This window comes from Pseudomonas gozinkensis (assembly GCF_014863585.1).
GTDB lineage: Bacteria > Pseudomonadota > Gammaproteobacteria > Pseudomonadales > Pseudomonadaceae > Aquipseudomonas > Aquipseudomonas gozinkensis.
The window spans coordinates 2808593-2825070 of the sequence record NZ_CP062253.1 but is presented as its reverse complement, the minus strand read 5'-3'; the positions used below and the strand labels follow the sequence as shown (position 1 = coordinate 2825070).

15 protein-coding genes are annotated in these 16478 nt (G+C 57.7%); 8 read left to right on the top strand and 7 right to left on the bottom strand.

The window, feature by feature from the left end:
- The first annotated feature begins 176 nt into the window (after positions 1–176).
- On the top strand, positions 177–1265 hold the full coding sequence (locus IHQ43_RS12475) for a hypothetical protein (protein ID WP_192564595.1): 1089 nt from the start codon (positions 177–179) through the stop codon (positions 1263–1265).
- 99 nt (positions 1266–1364) lie between these two features.
- Here the strand turns inward: IHQ43_RS12475 and IHQ43_RS12470 are convergent, their stop codons facing one another.
- Positions 1365–2246: a LysR family transcriptional regulator gene (locus IHQ43_RS12470; protein WP_192564594.1), complete on the bottom strand. Its 882-nt coding sequence runs from the start codon at positions 2244–2246 to the stop codon at positions 1365–1367.
- Positions 2247–2372: 126 nt separating this feature from the next.
- On the opposite strand from IHQ43_RS12470, the gene IHQ43_RS12465 reads away from it, so the two are divergent.
- Positions 2373–3362: a zinc-dependent alcohol dehydrogenase family protein gene (locus IHQ43_RS12465; RefSeq protein WP_192564593.1), complete on the top strand. Its 990-nt coding sequence runs from the start codon at positions 2373–2375 to the stop codon at positions 3360–3362.
- Between the two features lie 88 nt (positions 3363–3450).
- Here the strand turns inward: IHQ43_RS12465 and ycaC are convergent, their stop codons facing one another.
- Positions 3451–4083 carry an isochorismate family cysteine hydrolase YcaC gene (gene ycaC / locus IHQ43_RS12460; RefSeq protein ID WP_007958138.1) on the bottom strand — a complete coding sequence of 211 codons (633 nt, stop codon included), beginning with the start codon at positions 4081–4083 and terminating at the stop codon, positions 3451–3453.
- A 220-nt stretch (positions 4084–4303) separates the two neighbouring features.
- Here ycaC and IHQ43_RS12455 point away from each other — a divergent pair, with 220 nt between their 5' ends.
- A complete protein-coding gene (locus IHQ43_RS12455; protein ID WP_192564592.1) occupies positions 4304–5905 on the top strand; it encodes a sensor domain-containing diguanylate cyclase in 1602 nt (533 codons plus the stop codon).
- 105 nt (positions 5906–6010) lie between these two features.
- Positions 6011–6517 carry a peptide-methionine (S)-S-oxide reductase MsrA gene (gene msrA / locus IHQ43_RS12450; protein ID WP_192564591.1) on the top strand — a complete coding sequence of 169 codons (507 nt, stop codon included), beginning with the start codon at positions 6011–6013 and terminating at the stop codon, positions 6515–6517.
- 46 nt (positions 6518–6563) lie between these two features.
- Here the strand turns inward: msrA and IHQ43_RS12445 are convergent, their stop codons facing one another.
- Together IHQ43_RS12445 and gabP are read right to left on the bottom strand one after the other, a co-directional pair.
- Positions 6564–7010 carry a GNAT family N-acetyltransferase gene (locus IHQ43_RS12445; protein WP_192564590.1) on the bottom strand — a complete coding sequence of 149 codons (447 nt, stop codon included), beginning with the start codon at positions 7008–7010 and terminating at the stop codon, positions 6564–6566.
- 65 nt (positions 7011–7075) lie between these two features.
- Positions 7076–8482 carry a GABA permease gene (gabP, locus tag IHQ43_RS12440; protein WP_192564589.1) on the bottom strand — a complete coding sequence of 469 codons (1407 nt, stop codon included), beginning with the start codon at positions 8480–8482 and terminating at the stop codon, positions 7076–7078.
- Positions 8483–8784: 302 nt separating this feature from the next.
- On the opposite strand from gabP, the gene IHQ43_RS12435 reads away from it, so the two are divergent.
- Positions 8785–9330 carry an AAA family ATPase gene (locus IHQ43_RS12435; protein WP_192564588.1) on the top strand — a complete coding sequence of 182 codons (546 nt, stop codon included), beginning with the start codon at positions 8785–8787 and terminating at the stop codon, positions 9328–9330.
- A 71-nt stretch (positions 9331–9401) separates the two neighbouring features.
- On the opposite strand, the gene IHQ43_RS12430 is transcribed toward IHQ43_RS12435, so the two are convergent.
- Positions 9402–10616, bottom strand: a complete 1215-nt coding sequence (locus IHQ43_RS12430; RefSeq protein ID WP_192564587.1) for an aldose 1-epimerase family protein — start codon at positions 10614–10616, stop codon at positions 9402–9404.
- 643 nt (positions 10617–11259) lie between these two features.
- Here IHQ43_RS12430 and IHQ43_RS12425 point away from each other — a divergent pair.
- Together IHQ43_RS12425 and IHQ43_RS12420 are read left to right on the top strand one after the other, a co-directional pair.
- The gene (locus IHQ43_RS12425; RefSeq protein ID WP_192564586.1) at positions 11260–12510 is read left to right on the top strand and encodes an IS256 family transposase; all 1251 of its coding nucleotides are present in this window, start codon (positions 11260–11262) and stop codon (positions 12508–12510) included.
- Positions 12511–12560: 50 nt separating this feature from the next.
- Entirely contained in the window at positions 12561–12923 is a 363-nt protein-coding gene (locus IHQ43_RS12420; protein ID WP_192564988.1) for a DUF6124 family protein, read from the top strand.
- Positions 12924–13083: 160 nt separating this feature from the next.
- Here IHQ43_RS12420 and IHQ43_RS12415 read toward each other — a convergent pair whose 3' ends face one another.
- Both IHQ43_RS12415 and IHQ43_RS12410 read right to left on the bottom strand, forming a co-directional pair.
- Positions 13084–14316, bottom strand: a complete 1233-nt coding sequence (locus IHQ43_RS12415; protein ID WP_192564585.1) for an NADH:flavin oxidoreductase/NADH oxidase family protein — start codon at positions 14314–14316, stop codon at positions 13084–13086.
- 74 nt (positions 14317–14390) lie between these two features.
- Positions 14391–15470 carry a saccharopine dehydrogenase family protein gene (locus tag IHQ43_RS12410; RefSeq protein ID WP_102688015.1) on the bottom strand — a complete coding sequence of 360 codons (1080 nt, stop codon included), beginning with the start codon at positions 15468–15470 and terminating at the stop codon, positions 14391–14393.
- 194 nt (positions 15471–15664) lie between these two features.
- Here IHQ43_RS12410 and IHQ43_RS12405 point away from each other — a divergent pair, with 194 nt between their 5' ends.
- A complete protein-coding gene (locus IHQ43_RS12405) occupies positions 15665–16468 on the top strand; it encodes a type 1 glutamine amidotransferase domain-containing protein (RefSeq protein ID WP_192564584.1) in 804 nt (267 codons plus the stop codon).
- Positions 16469–16478: the final 10 nt, after the last annotated feature.

Here is a 16478-nt window from a genome sequence, read left to right as displayed (position 1 = left end):
AGCTCGCGGCCTTGCAAAGCCGTTTGTGTTCCTACAGCATGCCGATCAGGCAGTCGTGCCCCACCTGGCCTTGGGTGAAACTACGTGTTTCTCTAAACTTATGCTCTTCTCCTGCGCTTCGTTGGAGCTGGCGTGTAATCAGGGCCCGTTAGCTCATTCCAATGGAGTGTCTCAAAATGCCTATTCCCCCCGAGCTTGATATTTTTTTTCAGGCACAGTCGGTTCCTGAAAATCATCGGATCACTCTTCGAAGGCTAAAGTCTCGCCTCCTGAGGACTTTCCCCGATTCAAAGTCCTCCCACTTGACCGAATCCATTGCGTTTGCCTTGAACTTTCAAAGCAATGCGGCTCTGATTGCCAGTCGTATTCCAGATAGCATCGCTATCGCCTCCTTTGACCCCATCCGTTTTTCCGAACGGATGCTTCAGCTCCAAGGTTTTTTCCTGAACAAATCTATCGCTGAGCCGGAGGTGAACTCACCTCCGGCACAGTTACTTGAATTAGTCGAGCAGTCCACCTCAATCGGCCACTCTTCGCTCAACGACTTCCAAAATCGGACCCTTGAAAGCGTCAAGTCAAATGCTCTTAATCGGGCTGCAGCGCAGGTGATTGCAGAGGTGCTGAATCTGGGTAATCCCGACGTCTCCACTTTTCCACACGCTGGAACACAAGGACGCTACGAGGGGGTGGACCATGCCTCCTGCGTTCCAGGATGGGGACGAATGGTAAGCCTGAACCGAGAAGGCTTCCTCGACGATTTATCTAATGGATCGGTGTGGCAATTCAAGCGTGAGCTTCCGCTGACTGGCGGTGGCAGCAGAAAGTACGTGGATGCCGTACTCACATTGACCCATGATCGAGGCCATTGGCGAGCCACGCAAAAAACCGACACAGAGCATCAAGCTACCGTGCGGGGATGGACATGCACAGCGCTGAATGGCTGGTTTGGTGACGCAGAGCCAATGCTAATCAGGCGGTCGACAACCCACGAACGCATGCTGGAGTTATGGGAAACGTCATTTGTTCGCTGGGTTTGTGAAAATCAAGGCAGGCTTAAAATGCTCAATGAGCATCAAGCGTGGCAACTGGCAGTGGAAGACGTTGTGGAGTGCCCACACATCCCTCTGGATCTGACCAGTTTCGAAGATTTGAGTGAGCGTTATCTGGCGGAAGTACCCTATCCAACGTATGGCCTCCCGGATGTAGGTCAGGTTCAGGTGTTGGAGATTCTTATCTCGAAGTGGCGGCACGAATCCAATAGATAGTTTTGCCGCTGTATTTAGCACAACGGGCACGTCTGATTTACCACCAACAGCCATCACCCTATAGCAGTCAGCCAAAGCGACTGCTATAGGGCACTTCGCTCAACCAAACGCTACGCGCACAAAATCAATAAAACTCCTCAACTTCGGCGTCAGCCTCGGATCCGGCGCATACAACAGATTCATCGGCGAAACCGGCACCTTGTACTGCGGCAGCAGACTCACCAGCGTCCCGCTTCGCAGCGAATCCTTGACCAGCTCCAGCGGCAACATCACCACCCCCAGCCCCGCCACTGCTCCGGATAGCAACGGATCGCCCTGATTAATCGTCAATCGGCTTTTAATCGGCACGTCGATAAAGCCTTCCGGGCCTTCGAATCGCAGGTGCGAGCGGCCGTCCGAATAGGCAAACGCCAGGCATTCATGTTCCTGAAGGTCCCAAGGCGTGGTGATCGGTGGGCGGCGTGCGAGGTAGGACGGCGCTGCGCACAGCACCATTTGATAGGGCATCAGCGGCAATGCCTTCAGGCCGCAGTCGGCGAGTTCGCCGATGCGGAATACCGCGTCGTATCCGCCGTCCACCAGGTCGACCAGTTCGTTCGACAGTGTCAGGTCCACCGACACTTGCGGATAGCGAACCATGTACTCCAGCAGCTTCGGCGACAGCGAACTGACGCCAAACGTGACGGGCGCATTGATCCGCAGTCGACCGCTGGGCACGCCCCGGGTCACGGCGGCCATTTCTTCGGCGGCGTCCATGTCGGCCAGTATCAGCTTGGCCCGCTGATAGAACGTGCGGCCGAAATCCGTGAGGCTCTGCTTGCGAGTGGTGCGGTTGAGCAGCGAAACACCCAGATGCTGCTCGAGCATTTTCACCTGTTTGCCGACCATTTGCGGGGACAGGTTGAGCTCGTCCGCCACCGCGCTGAAGGAGCCCAGCTCCACCGCTTTGACGAAGGTGGCCATGAGTGTGAGGCGATCCATTGGAAACTCGTTGTTTCTAGTGTTGCGCCATCCTAGGCCTTTATCCGGAGCAGACCAAAGCCTAAATTGGCGTCCATGGCACCGAATCACACTGGTGCAATTTCATCGATAAGCGAGGAAGTACAGATGGCACGCATTGTCAGGATTCATGAATACGGTGACGCGAGCGTCCTGAAACTGGAAAACGTCGACGTCCCGGCGCCCGCAGCGGACGAAGTACAGATCGAGGTCAAAGCCTTTGGCCTGAATCGTGCCGAAGTCATGTTCCGCAATCACGCCTATCTGCAGGAAGCGGAGTTTCCCAGTCGTCTCGGCTACGAAGCCGCCGGCGTGGTGGTGGCGGTCGGCACCAACGTCAGCGAATTCAACATTGGCGATGCCGTCAGTGTGATTCCGCCGCTGGACATCGCGCGCTGGGGCACTTACGGCGAACTGGCCAATGTGCCCGCCCACCTCACCGTCAAGCACCCGCAGAACCTGTCGTTTGAACAAGCGGCGGCGTCCTGGATGCAATACGTCACCGCGTGGGGTGCGCTGGTCGAACAGGCCAAATTGCAAAAGGACGATTTCGTGATCGTCACTGCCGCCTCCAGCAGCGTCGGCCTGGCAGCCTTCCAGATCGCCAAAATGGTCGGCGCCACCTCGATTGCCGTCACCCGGACCCGCGCCAAGAAACAGGCCTTGCTCGACGCCGGCGCGGCGCACGTGATCGTCAGCGAGGAAGAAGACATGGTTGCAGCGGTCATGGCGCTGACCGACGGCAAAGGCGCGCGAGTGGTGTTCGATCCGGTAGGCGGCCCGTCGTTCGAACCGCTGACCCAAAGCATGGCGCGCGGCGGCATCCTGCTGGAATACGGCGCTCTGAGCCCGGAGCCGACACCGTTCCCGCTGTTCACCGTGCTCGGCAAATGCCTGACCCTCAAGGGTTACCTCTACACGGAGATCGTCTCCGACCCGGCCATCCTGGCGCGCGCCAAGGCTTTCATCGGCGACGGGCTGGCATCGAGTGCGCTGCAACCGATCATTGCCAGGACATTCGCCCTGGATGACATTCAGGAAGCGCATCGCTTTCTTGAAGCCAATCAGCAGGTCGGGAAGGTTGTCGTCACGGTTTGAGGTGACGAGCCCCCTGCTCTGCTGTCTGCGGTAGAAACGACGAAGGCCTGCTTTTTTCAAAGCAGGCTTTCGTCTGTCCGGCATCCGGTTATTTCTGATGCGCCGTCAGCGCCGCGTAGCCGTTCATCAAGTTGCGGTAGTTCGGGATGCGCTGGGACAGCAGGTTACCCAGGCCTTCGATGTCGTTGCGCCAGTCGCGGTGCAGCTCGCAAGCTACCGAGAACCAGTTCATCATCTGTGCGCCGGCCTGGGTCATGCGGTTCCATGCGGCTTGCTGCACGGTGGTGTTGAAGGTGCCGGAAGCGTCGGTCACCACGAACACATCAAACCCTTCCGCCAGCGCCGACAGGGTCGGGAACGCTACGCACACATCGGTCACGACGCCGGCAATGATGATCTGCTTGCGACCGGTGGCCTTGATCGCCTTGACGAAGTCTTCGTTGTCCCAGGCGTTGATCTGGCCTGGGCGGGCGATGTACGGCGCATCCGGGAACATTTCCTTGAGTTCCGGCACCAGCGGGCCGTTCGGGCCTTGTTCGAAGCTGGTGGTGAGGATGGTCGGCAACTCGAAGAACTTGGCCAGATCGGCCAGCGCCAGTACGTTGTTCTTGAACTCGTTTGGCGAGAAGTCCTGAACCAGAGAAATCAGACCGGTCTGGTGGTCGACCAGCAGAACCACGGCGTCGTCTTTGTTCAGGCGGTTGTAGGTTGGAGTGCTCATGTGTGAATCCCTTTTTAGTTGTGGAAGTTCGTTTGCGTTCAAGATGGGCACAGATTACTAACTCGCCTGAAAGCGATAAATCGTCTTAAAAGCGTTTCACCGTCAACTCAAAACGGACAATCAATACAAACTGCCAGGCAGATCGCATCGCCAGCCCGACCTTCGCGCCTATCCTTGTCATAATGCTCACCCGCTCAGAACGACCTCCAGGGAAATGTTGATGCCCGGACGCAACACGCAAGCGCCCACTCCAGATGAAGCACCGCGCGCGCCCCGCAAAGGCGTGAAGGCCGGCTCGACCTTTCGGCTGACCGTCAGTTTCATGCTGATGGTGGTCGTGGCCTTTCTGGCGGTAGAGAGCTGGCGGACGTGGCGCGACTATCGTTCGGTCTTCGCTTCCGCGCGTGATTCGGTGACCAACCTCGCCCGCGCTACGGCGCAACATGCCGAGGACACCATCCGCCAGGTCGATGTGTTGACTGCCGGGCTGGCAGAGCGGGTCGAAGGCGATGGTTTGCAGAACCTGGATGTGGCGCGGATTCACAAGCTGCTCATCCAGCAGTCGAAAATCATGCCGCAGCTGCACGGCCTGTTCATTTACGGCCCGGACGGCCATTGGATCGTGACCGACAAGGAGGTCACGCCCGAAACCGCCAACAACGCCGATCGCGATTATTTCCAGTACCACCGCACCCATGAAGACCGGCACGTGCGCATCGGTCAGGTGGTGGAAAGCCGTTCCACCCATGACCTGATCATTCCGATTTCCCGGCGTTTGAATAACCCCGATGGCTCGTTCGCCGGCGTGCTGCTGGGGACGGTCAAGGTCAGTTATTTCGTCGACTATTACGGTGATTTCCGCATCGATGACAAAGGCGCGCTGGTGCTGGCGATGCGCGACGGCACGATCCTCGTTCGCCGACCGTTCATTGCGTCAGTGATTGGCAAAAGCCTGGCGAACAGCGAGATCTTCAAGACCTACCTGCCGAACTCCAACCAGGGCATTGCCCAGATCAGGGCGGTGGTCGACGACACCGAGCGCCTTTACGGCTATCGCGCCCTGACCACTTACCCGCTGGTGGTCGAGGCCGGTTTGTCCCGTGACTCTATCATCGCGCCGTGGCGCCAGGACCTGCTGAAAAACGGCTTCGTACTGGTGTTCCTGATTCTGGTGCTCGCCTGTTTCGGGCTCATCGTACTGAGCCAGCTGCGCCAGCGGATCGCGATGGAACGGGAGATCCGCTCCGCGCACAAAACGATGCGCGACATGGCGCTGACCGACAGCCTCACTGGTCTGGGCAATCGTCGGCGCCTGGATGCGGCGCTGGCGGACGAGATTCGTTTGGCCCGGCGTCAGGGTTCGCCGCTGTCATTGATTATGCTCGATGTCGACTACTTCAAGCGTTACAACGACCAGTACGGCCACGCCGCTGGCGATGACTGCTTGATCGCGGTCGGCGACGGTATCCGGAAAACGGTCAAGCGGCCTTCTGATCTGGCCGTGCGCTACGGTGGCGAGGAATTCACCGTGTTGCTGCCCAACACCGACAGCGCCGGGGCGATTCAGGTGGCTGAAGACATTCTGCAGACCATTCGCTCGCTGGAGCTTGAACATGCGGGGCATCCACTGGGGTATGTCACTGCGAGTGCGGGGATCACCACGCGTTATCCGGTTGACGACGCGGTGACCCCGGCCACTTTGCTCAAGTCCGCCGACACTTGCCTCTATCAGGCCAAACAGCAGGGCCGGAATCGCTGGTGCTCGGCGCAGGCCTCCCGGCAGATCCAGCCGATTGCGGCGATGCCGCGCACGGATCGCTGAGCGAGCCCGCGCTGCACGATTTATTTACCGCCTCAACCTTGGAATCAGCCCACACTCCCTCATATCAAGGAACATCTGCGACCCATTCGAGAGGAAGGACATGCCATGACCACTCAAACCGAAACTGCCATTCTCGCCGGCGGCTGCTTCTGGGGCATGCAGGATCTGTTGCGCCGCTACCCCGGCGTGCTGCAGACGCGGGTCGGTTATTCCGGTGGCGATGTGCCGAACGCCACTTATCGCAATCATGGCAATCACGCCGAAGCCATCGAAATCGTCTTCGACCCTGCTGTGATCAGCTATCGGCAGATCCTTGAGTTTTTCTTCCAGATCCACGATCCGAGCACGCCAAACCGTCAGGGCAACGATCTCGGTCCGAGCTATCGTTCGGCGATCTATTACATGAACGAGCAGCAACGCGATATCGCCGAAGACACTGCTGCTGATGTCGACGCGTCAGGCCTCTGGCCAGGTCGGGTGGTCACCGAAATCGAACCGGCGGGGCCGTTCTGGGAAGCGGAACCGGAACATCAGGATTACCTCGAGCGCATTCCGAACGGCTACACCTGCCACTTCATTCGCCCGAACTGGAAGCTGCCGAAACGCGGTTGAGATCAACAGAGGCCATTGCGCAATGTGCAACGGCCTCCGTTTTTGGTCAAAGCGCCTTACGCATGAACACGCGGGCAAACCCGTCTTCGGTGGCGCGATGGGTTTCGAGATAGCCGAGCTTTTTGTAGATCTCGATGTTTTCGGACATCCGTTCGTGGGTGTACAACCGCACTGCCGCCACCCCCTTGTCACGCGCGTGTTCTTCACAGAACGTCATCAGCACTTTTCCCAGGCCCTTGCCCTTGTGCCGAGCTGAAACGGCGACGTTGACCAGAAGCAGCTCGGTGTCTTCAGGGCTCATCACCAGCACACCGACAACCTCGTCACTGTCGGTCAGAACAAACGTCTCATTGTCCTGCAGCACCTGTCGGTAATCCTCCAGCATCGGCGCAGGTTTCTTGCCGATTCTGGCGATGTACGGGGTGTAGGCCTCAGTGACGAGTGCGGTGATGCACTCGACATCCTGGGGTTGAGCGCGGCGGATGGTCTGCACGATGGGGCTCCGATCGAATGTCAGGCGTGCTGGCGATAGTCCCACAGTTCACGCCTGCGACACACCTAGGCCTCACCCACCGAAACCGCCGCCCTCACCTGCCCCTGCTGTCGCGTGGTCACCAGCCCGATAAAGGAAATCGCCAGCGCCAGGCCGATGGTTGACGTCACTTCCAGACGATGCTCGGGGGTCACCATCATCACCGCGAGCGCGGCGCAGATGAACGCGATCACCAGCCACGTCAGCCACGGAAACAGCCACATGCGAAACGTCAGCTCGACGTTCTGCCGACGCAGCATCCGGCGCATGCGCAATTGCGAAACCGCGATCACCAGATACACCAGCAACGCAATCGCGCCGGAGCTGGCGAGCAGAAACTGGAACAGCCCGGCCGGCATGAAATAGCTGAACAGCGTCACCCCGGCGCCGATCACGGTGCTGGCAATCACCGCAGCTCTCGGCACGCCCGCAGCGGAGGTCACTTTCAGCGGTTGCGGAGCATCGCCGCGACGACCCAGCGAGAACAGCATCCGCGAGGAAATGTAGATCGAGGAATTCATGCAACTGGCCACCGCGATCAACACGACCACATCGACCAGGAATTTGGCGTTGGGAACGTTCATCAGCTCCAGTGCGCGCTGGTAAGAGCCGACGGACGCCAGCAGCGGATCGTTCCAGGGCACCACGGAAATCACCACGAAAATCGACAGCAGATAAAACACGCCGATGCGCCAGATCACCGAGCGCGTGGCCTTGGCGATGTTCTGCGCCGGGTTGCTCGATTCGGCGGCCGCGATGGTCACCGCTTCGGTCCCGATAAAGCTGAACATGATCGTGATGAAAGCCCCGACCACCGCTGACAAACCATTGGGTGCAAACCCGCCGTGCTCCTCCATCAAGCGGCTCAAACCGCTGGCCTCACGCTCCGGAATCCAGCCCATCAACACCGCAAAACCCAGACCGATGAACCCGATGATCGCCACCACTTTGGCCATCGCAAACCAGAACTCGAACTCGCCGTACTTGGACACGCTGAACAGGTTGGTCACCACCAGCAAAATGATCGACAACAACGCGAACAACCACGCATCGACCTGAGGAAACCACTGATTCAACACATGCCCGGCGGCCAGCGCTTCAATCGGAATGACCAGCACCCAGAACCACCAATACAACCAACCAATGGTGAACCCCGCCCAGCGCCCGATGGCCTGATCGGCATAGGTGGAAAACGATCCCGTGTCCGGATGGGCCACGGCCATTTCACCGAGCATGCGCATGACCAGCACGACCAGCAGACCGGAGAAGAGATAAGCAAGCAAGACTGCCGGGCCGGCGGCGGCAATGGCGTGGCCGGAGCCGACAAACAGCCCCGCACCGATGATGCCGGCAATGGAAAGCATGGTGACATGACGCGGCTTGAAGCCCTGCGCCAACTGACCGTTCGAGTCCTTCGAGTTCAGGCTATTCATTGTTTTTGTTGTTCTCTGGTGATCGACGTTTGGGCGTACTGACGACGTGTCAGGCGATCATCATTTCTTCCTGTTGCCCTGCTCCAGAGCGGCGCACCTCAAGCGCTGCAGCGTTACAAATCGGTCGGACGACGACGCAGGGCGATGAAATGATGCGTCACCTTACGTGCCCGGCGTTGATCGCAAATAGCCTGGGAGCGGCATGGGGGCGTCTGATTTCGACATGGTGAGTGGCGTTCGGACTTCTGTCGGAGAGCCGATTCCTGCACAATCGCCGGCTTTTTTCGCGACAGGAAGTCCCCATGCAACGGATCGTCATTCTGGGCAACGCCGGCAGCGGCAAATCCACCCTCGCCCGCGCCCTCGGCGAACGCCTCGGCCTGCCGGTGATCCACCTCGACAAGCTGTTCTGGGAACCCGGCTGGGTCGAGCCCGATGCAGAGCAATTTCGCACCCGCGTACGCCAGGCCGTCGCGGAAGACACCTGGGTCTGTGAAGGCAACTACGCCCGGCGAACCTTCGACCTGCGCCTGCCTCGCGCCGACCTGATCATCTGGCTCGACACCCCACGCCTGACCTGCCTCGTCCGCGTGATCAAACGCAGCGTGATGAACCGTCCTCGCCCGGATCTTGCTGTGGGTTGTCGAGAAAAGATCGATCGGGCGTTTTTGACCTTTCTGAAATTTGTGTGGAATTTCGACCGGGGCTACCGGCCGGGGATCGACGGAGTGCGCCAGGCTATTGGGCCGGAGATTCCTGTGGTGCATTTGCGTGGGGTGCGGGAGATTGCGGATTTTGTCGAACGGCTACCGGTAACGGTTAACGCCTTGTTGGTTTCCAAAATATAAAAGGGGGACTGATTTATTTAGGAAAAATAAATCAGTCCCCCTTTTTGTGGTCCCCCTTTTTGTGGCCGGTATCAGCCCTTGGTCAAATCAACCAACGGTGTCTGCCGCACCTCTGTCTCCCGCCCGCCCTGAATGTCGCTCACCTGCTTCAAGGCCTTATCCACCGCCGTCTTATCCGCCAACAAGCTGTAGCTGATGCGGAACTGTTTGTGTTCCTTCGGCCCGATGGTGGGCACCAGGTTCAGTGGCCGCTGATAACGGCGGTTGTAGGAAAAACTCGTCCCCGGCTCCAGCCCGGTGACATAACCCTGGCCTTGGGTATCGGTGTTCTTCCACAGGGAAAACACCGGCAATGTCTGCGTATTGAAGCCAACCGAAACGCCCAGGCTGCCGGCCTTGTTATGCAACACGGTCAACGTATCGCCCTTGGCATCGGCATATGGCACCACGTTGTAAACCGTTTCGTCGTAATCCTTGGTCGGTGCGCGATAGGTTTGCCATTCGGGCAGATCACCCTTGGCTTTGTCGTTGAACGGCGAGACCTGTTTCACCGGCGCGGCGAAACGAGCGCCTTGCTCCAGGAACGGGGTGCTGAAGTTGCTGTGGTACAGCGCCTGGTATTCCTTCGGATAGTCGCCGTTGTTGGTCAGGGTGTCGTTAAGTGCGAACACTACGCTGCCGGGTTCGGTGACCAGTTCGGTGGCGACGGAGAAGTCGACTTTCTTGAACGCCTGCTCTTTCAGTTCACCGCGCAGGGTGATGGCGTACGGTGGCGTTTCATCGATGTGCAGGGTGACCTTGTTCGCAGGAATGTTGGCGGCCCGGCCGTGCAGGGTCAGCAGTTCGCCGTTGTCGACGCCGGGGTGACCGACCCATTCGTATCCGCAGCGGGTCACCAGCTCGTTGAAACCCTCCAGCCAGCCCAGACCACCGCGGCCATTGAGTTCGATGAAGGACGGATTGACCACTTCCTTGACCGGCGAATCCCAGCCCATACGCACATTGCCGACCGAAGCCTGCAAGACGTTCATCCCCCGCGTTGGCACCACCGAGAGTTTCATCGTGCCGTTATCGATGTCGACAATGCTGACGCCCTCCTGCCGACCACCATGCAAGGTGCGTAGGCTGACGCTGAAGGGTTTGTCGGTTTTCAGGCCCAGTTGCTGGCTGGTGATCTGCCAGTTCTGAGCGGCTTTGTCGGTGTCGAGCAGAACGTAATCCCAGGCCATGGCGTGGGAGGCAGCGGACAGTGCGCTGAGGGCAACAACGAGTTTGAGCGGGGTCATGGGAGCAGCCTTTTCTTGGAGTTGTGGCTCTTTTTATAAACTTGCTGAAACGTTTCATCAAGCTTAAAAAGCGATGCACACTGTAGATGCCAAGAAAGAATTGGTGAGGACAGGAAAATTGAAATCGATGTGATCGCGTTATCCCGCAGACGGGAGTCTGCTTTTTTCAGGAGTGGCATGGACGTCTGATTTCGACATGGCGAAGGCAGCGTGTTTAAGCGTTTTTTGATTGGCGTTTAGAAACGCCCGGCATTACTTCCCCACGGCTACAGCGTCTTGCGTCATTGCCTACGACTACGCCAGAATCCGCCGGCTTGTGCGTCTGGGGTGCGGGTTTTATCGTTTCCGGGTCACTGAAAAACAGTGATCGGGTTTGGTAGCCCGCAGCGCTGACGCATCGCGTCACCTCATGCAGTTGCATTCATGCGACTGGATTTATGGTGGCCATGCTCAGGGCTTCTTCGGAAGCGCCGGTTCCAGTGCTCCGGTCTACCAACCTGCGTATGGTCGCCACCCCTCGTTTGGTAGCGAGAGTGGATGACTCCCCTTTAATAAGTGCTGGAGATTCATCTATGTTCAAACCAACACCGAGGGGGTGTCAGAAATTTTGTGTTCGGGCATAACATGAGTAAGAGGTGCATGTATGCCAACCAAAAAGAAACCCGCGTTGCGAGAGCTGCCGAAAATCCCGAAAGAGCTGCTCGAGCAATTCACCGATGGACCGATGACCGCTGAAGCCATCGAGGACGCGTCAGCAGCGTTCAAGAAGGCTTTGATCGAGCGAGCGCTGAGTGCAGAGCTTGGTCACCACTTGGGCTATCCGCCGGGCGCGCAGCGCCCAGAGGATGAAACCAACCAGCGCAATGGTAAGAGCGGCAAGACGGTTCTAACCGGTGACGGCCCGCTACGGCTGGATATTCCACGCGACCGGGACGGCAGTTTTTCCCCGATCCTGATTCCCAAACACGAGCGCCGCTACACCGGGTTCGATGACAAGATCATCGCCATGTATGCCCGTGGAATGACGGTCAGAGAGATCCGGGCGTTTCTTTCCGAGCAGTACGGTACCGATGTTTCTCCCGACTTCATCAGCTCTGTAACCGACGAGGTCATGGCAGAGATCGGTGCATGGCAACAGCGGCCTTTGGAGCCGATGTATCCGGTTATTTTCTTCGATGCTCTACGGGTCAAAATCCGTGAAGAGGGGCTGGTTCGCAACAAGGCGATCTACTTGGCCCTGGGCGTTTTGCCTGACGGAACACGCGATATTCTCGGCATCTGGATTGAAAATACCGAGGGCGCCAAGTTCTGGATGAAGGTTTTCAACGACCTCAAGACACGCGGCGTCGAAGACATGTTGATTGCTGTGACCGATGGACTGAAAGGCATGCCAGAAGCGCTCAACGCCGTATTCCCAGACACGACACTGCAAACATGCATTGTTCATCTGATCCGCAACAGTCTTGATTACGCGGCCTGGGACAAGCGTCGCGAACTGGCCAAGGCGCTTAAGCCGATCTATCAGGCGGTGACCGCCGAAGCGGCCGAGCAGGCGCTGGACGCCTTTGAAAACGGACCGTGGGGCAAGCAGTATCCGACGGTAGTGGCTGCCTGGCGCCGCGCTTGGGATCGTGTGATCCCATTTTTCGTGTTCCCGCCGGCGATCCGAAAAGTGATCTACACGACCAACGCCATCGAGAGCATCAACGCTCAATTGCGCAAAATCATCAAGACGCGCGGCCACTTCCCGACCGACGATGCGGCGACAAAACTGATCTGGCTTGGACTGCGCAATATCACCGCCAACTGGGGCTCAGCGGCCCATGACTGGAAAAGCGCGATGAATCAATTTGCGATTCTGTACGGAGATCGATTTATCAGGCCAACCTGGTAAAAGCACGGCCTGCCTGACGGCAGGCCGTTACCGGCCCGCACACAAAATATCTGACAGTCCCAACACCGAACCCACCGGAAACCGATCCGGTTTCTCCCTACAAATTTCCCGATTCCCGGACACTCAACGAAGCGGCCGAACGCGCGCTCGACCACTACCTCACTCCGCAACAACGGATCATGGGCAGCCACCACAAGCACGACCCCATGTACCTGGCCAACCCGGCCTACAACACCGAATCCCTCCTGGCCAACGCCAGCGAATCACTGGGCTCGGCGAGCGAAATGCTCAACAACTTTGCGGCGACTCTGGAGCCTGCCCATCGCAAGACTGCGATCGGGATTGCGCAATTGGTGATGTTGAGTGAATTGGCGGTGAATCAGGCGTTGGATCATGTTGAGGTGAAGACCTGAAAGCCAACCCTCTGTCGTGACTGATTAGCACGGGGGCTTGAGAAAACAACGCTAGCCGAAGCTGCCACGGTAAATGGCAGCTATCGGCCAATAGCGGACGCTCCTGTTAGTAATGACCGATACGACAAAACTTAGCTCTTCAAATAAAAAACGTATCGGCTCACATCAAACGGTTTTCCACCCACCGTCGATATTGACGAGTGCGAAATGCCATACCGAGCTGTTGCAGGATAAGCGCACGCAGCGGTGAAACGTTCGGATCGGGCTTTTTCTCTCGACTCAGCTTGCGTAACTGAAACTTCACTACCGCCATGTTTGCCAAGGATGCGATGGCTTTATTTTTCCAGGTAATCGGCGGCAATTGCGGAGCATTGTCTTTGCCCAGCAGCCAGTCCCGAGGCAAGTTGGGATCGATGGCTAACGCTGTTCCGATCCCAACCATATTAACGCCGCTCTGCACGACGTTTTCCGCCACCGCGCGGCGACGTATACCACCGGTGACCATCACCGGCATTCTGGCAACTGTTTGGATATCACGGGCGAACTCGACGAAGTAGGCTTCGCGAGCCAGCGTGCGACCATCGCGCGCCTCCCCCTGCATAGCGGGCGCTTCATAACTGCCTCCGGATAATTCCACCAAATCCACACCAAGGCCATTGAGCAGCTCAACGACCTTCTTCGCATCATCGGCGGTAAACCCTCCCCGCTGGAAATCGGCGGAGTTGAGCTTGACCGCCACTGCGAAATCCGCAGAAACCACAGCCCTGACCGCCTTGACGATTTCGAGTAACAGACGTGCCCGATTTTCTAGGGAACCGCCCCATTCGTCCGTCCTTTGGTTGGTCAACGGCGAAAGGAACTGGCTCAACAAATAGCCATGCGCGGCGTGGACCTCCACGCCGGTGAACCCGGCTTGTTCACCAAGGCGCGCGGTATTCGCAAAGCGCTGGATGACCTCCTTAATCACGCCTGAGGTCATCGCGTGAGGCGTGGCGAAACGCTTGGACAGTTTGCCCAAATCCAGCGGCACGGCCGACGGCGCCCATGTTTTTTGCCCAAGATTGGACTGCATCTGCCGCCCTGGGTGATTAATCTGCAACCAGAACTGCGCACCGCCGGATCGACCAATACGCGCCCAGCGCTTGAATTTGGCCAGTTGCTGATCGTCCTGCAAAACTACGCCACCCGGTCCGGTCATGGCGCGGCCGTCGACCATCACGTTGCCGGTGATGATCAGGCCTGCACCACCATCGGCCCACGCTTGGTAGAGACGCATCAGTTCTTCGGAGGGTGCCTGATCGGCGTCCGCCATGTTCTCTTCCATGGCGGCTTTGGCGATTCGGTTCTTGATAGACGAACCGTTTGGAAGCATCAGGGTGTCGAACACATTCATGGGGCAGTCCTCAACTGGATATGAGGCTACCTTAAGATTGAAGTCAACTTTAAGGTCAACATCTTTTTTCCGAATCAGTCGATGTTCATCGCGCCAGATCCTGGCAATTGCGTCACCAGCTCAGCACCTAACAACAGTGCGGGTGTGTAAGCCCCGCCAGTCGGACGCATTTGCAACAGGTAATCAACCACCGCCAATGCAGCGTCGATCGTCAGGCTGTAGACGTTCGCGGTATGCAGGCGCGCGGTTCTGCACTCACCACGGGCGTTGCGAGCCTCGCCCCAAACATAGGTGCCTTGATCTGCGCGTTTTTCCTGATCTGGGCCGACCACGGTTTTTCCAATTCGTGCTTTGAGCAACCGCTGCACGAACGACAAACCCAGCAACGGACGAATCCAATTAGCAAACCGGGCGCCGCGGATCATGCCTGCGGAACCAGGGATGAAAACTTCGATGTTGGCAATGCCGGTGGTGTGCCAAGCAGTGGAAACGTCGCCCCATGGAATAGTCATTGCCAGCTTTTCTCCGGCACCAAAGTCGATGCGACGCACCCGGTAGGCCAGCGGCACCGAGGTGATTTTGCCGTCACGGCGAACCTTGCCACCCTGCGCCATACCCTCAATTGAAGTCTTAGCAGTACCGGGCGAAAAACTTGAGCGCGAATCAAAACCCAATGCCAGATGCGTGGCATCCGGCATCGCATTTTTCAATGCAGCAGCAACACAGTCCGTAGGGACCACATCGAAACCGACGCCTGGGCAAATGACCACGCCCGCCGCCCGCGCACGTTCATTCAGGGATTGAGCGTGCTCGAATACGGCAATCTCGCCGGTGATATCCAAATAATGTGCATTGGCACGCAAGCATGCTTCCATCATCGGAACGGCGGTCGCTGAGAACGGCCCTGCACAATGCAGAACCAAGCCATGGCCTTTGATCTGAGCAAGTAAACGTACTTCGTCTTCGAGTCCAAACACCCGAGCTTCAAGACCCAACTCCCGAGCCAGGGCTTCAACTTTGTCTCGGCTACGTCCCGCCAGCACAGGTTTAAGCCCACGTTTTACAGCATCACGAGCGATCAACTCGCCGGTGTAGCCGTTGGCTCCATAAATCATCCATTTCATCTGCATATCAAGGTTGTCTTGCTGACTCATGCATGGCTCCCGAGTGGATTAGTGACGAGCGTTATTGCCTTGCTCATTCAGCATCAGACGCTAGCGTTAAAGTCAGGTTGAGGGTCAAGTTGAAGTGAGCAGCTACCAGTGGAAATTATTTGCAGCGGCGGGGTTGACCTTAAAGCGAGGTTTAAGGTGAGCATGCGCCGACCTGCTTGATTGATGGAACCCGGATGATGCTCAAGACCTTTGTTTCTTATGCGTTGGTACTAATAGGTAGCGCTTTCATGACATTTGCAAATGCTGACACCGCCCCTTCCACAATGACTGCCAAAAATCGCCAAATTCTGGTGATTCTGACCAACCACTTCAGCTATCCCTCACGAACCGATACGACGGGGTTGTGGCTGACTGAGCTGACGCATTTCACCGACGTAGTGGAGGCAGCTGGCTACAGCACAGTTTTTGCCAGTCCCAAAGGCGGTGCGGTGCCTCTAGATGAGCGCAGCCTCGGTTGGCTGTACATGGACAAGGCCGCCCGAGAGCATTTGCAGTCCCCTGCCTTTCGCGCTCGCCTGCAAAACACACTGCCTATCGCCGATGTCGATCCGTCCCATTTCAGCGTCATCTACTTCACCGGGGGCCATGGGGTGATGTGGGACTTCCCCAATAATCCCGACCTGCGGCGTGTCGCCGAAACTATCTACAACCAGGGTGGCATCGTCTCGGCCGTCTGCCATGGCGTTGCGGGTCTGTTGGATCTGAAGGATGAACAAGGCCAGTTGATCATCAAAGGGAAGAACATCACCGGCTTCTCTGATCGCGAAGAGCTGTTCTCCGGCATGAAAAGCCAGGTGCCCTTCTTCCTTGAGGACAAGTTGGTGAGCCAAGGCGCGCGGTACCGCAAAGGCTGGCTGCCATTCACGTCATTCGCCATCACTGATGGAAGGCTTGTCACCGGCCAAAACCCTCAATCGCCCAAAGCCGTAGCTGAAGCCGTGATGGCGGTGCTCTCAGGCGACAACGTAGCTCGCTGAACCCTCAAGT

Excerpts from the sequence above, each read along its gene's own strand:
- IHQ43_RS12475 (WP_192564595.1), top strand. The coding sequence starts at position 177 with ATGCCTATTCCCCCCGAGCTTGATATTTTTTTTCAGGCACAGTCGGTT.
- IHQ43_RS12470 (WP_192564594.1), bottom strand. The coding sequence starts at position 2,246 with ATGGATCGCCTCACACTCATGGCCACCTTCGTCAAAGCGGTGGAGCTG.
- IHQ43_RS12465 (WP_192564593.1), top strand. The coding sequence starts at position 2,373 with ATGGCACGCATTGTCAGGATTCATGAATACGGTGACGCGAGCGTCCTG.
- ycaC (WP_007958138.1), bottom strand. The coding sequence starts at position 4,083 with ATGAGCACTCCAACCTACAACCGCCTGAACAAAGACGACGCCGTGGTT.
- IHQ43_RS12455 (WP_192564592.1), top strand. The coding sequence starts at position 4,304 with ATGCCCGGACGCAACACGCAAGCGCCCACTCCAGATGAAGCACCGCGC.
- msrA (WP_192564591.1), top strand. The coding sequence starts at position 6,011 with ATGACCACTCAAACCGAAACTGCCATTCTCGCCGGCGGCTGCTTCTGG.
- gabP (WP_192564589.1), bottom strand. The coding sequence starts at position 8,482 with ATGAATAGCCTGAACTCGAAGGACTCGAACGGTCAGTTGGCGCAGGGC.
- IHQ43_RS12435 (WP_192564588.1), top strand. The coding sequence starts at position 8,785 with ATGCAACGGATCGTCATTCTGGGCAACGCCGGCAGCGGCAAATCCACC.
- IHQ43_RS12430 (WP_192564587.1), bottom strand. The coding sequence starts at position 10,616 with ATGACCCCGCTCAAACTCGTTGTTGCCCTCAGCGCACTGTCCGCTGCC.
- IHQ43_RS12425 (WP_192564586.1), top strand. The coding sequence starts at position 11,260 with ATGCCAACCAAAAAGAAACCCGCGTTGCGAGAGCTGCCGAAAATCCCG.
- IHQ43_RS12415 (WP_192564585.1), bottom strand. The coding sequence starts at position 14,316 with ATGAATGTGTTCGACACCCTGATGCTTCCAAACGGTTCGTCTATCAAG.
- IHQ43_RS12410 (WP_102688015.1), bottom strand. The coding sequence starts at position 15,470 with ATGAGTCAGCAAGACAACCTTGATATGCAGATGAAATGGATGATTTAT.
- IHQ43_RS12405 (WP_192564584.1), top strand. The coding sequence starts at position 15,665 with ATGATGCTCAAGACCTTTGTTTCTTATGCGTTGGTACTAATAGGTAGC.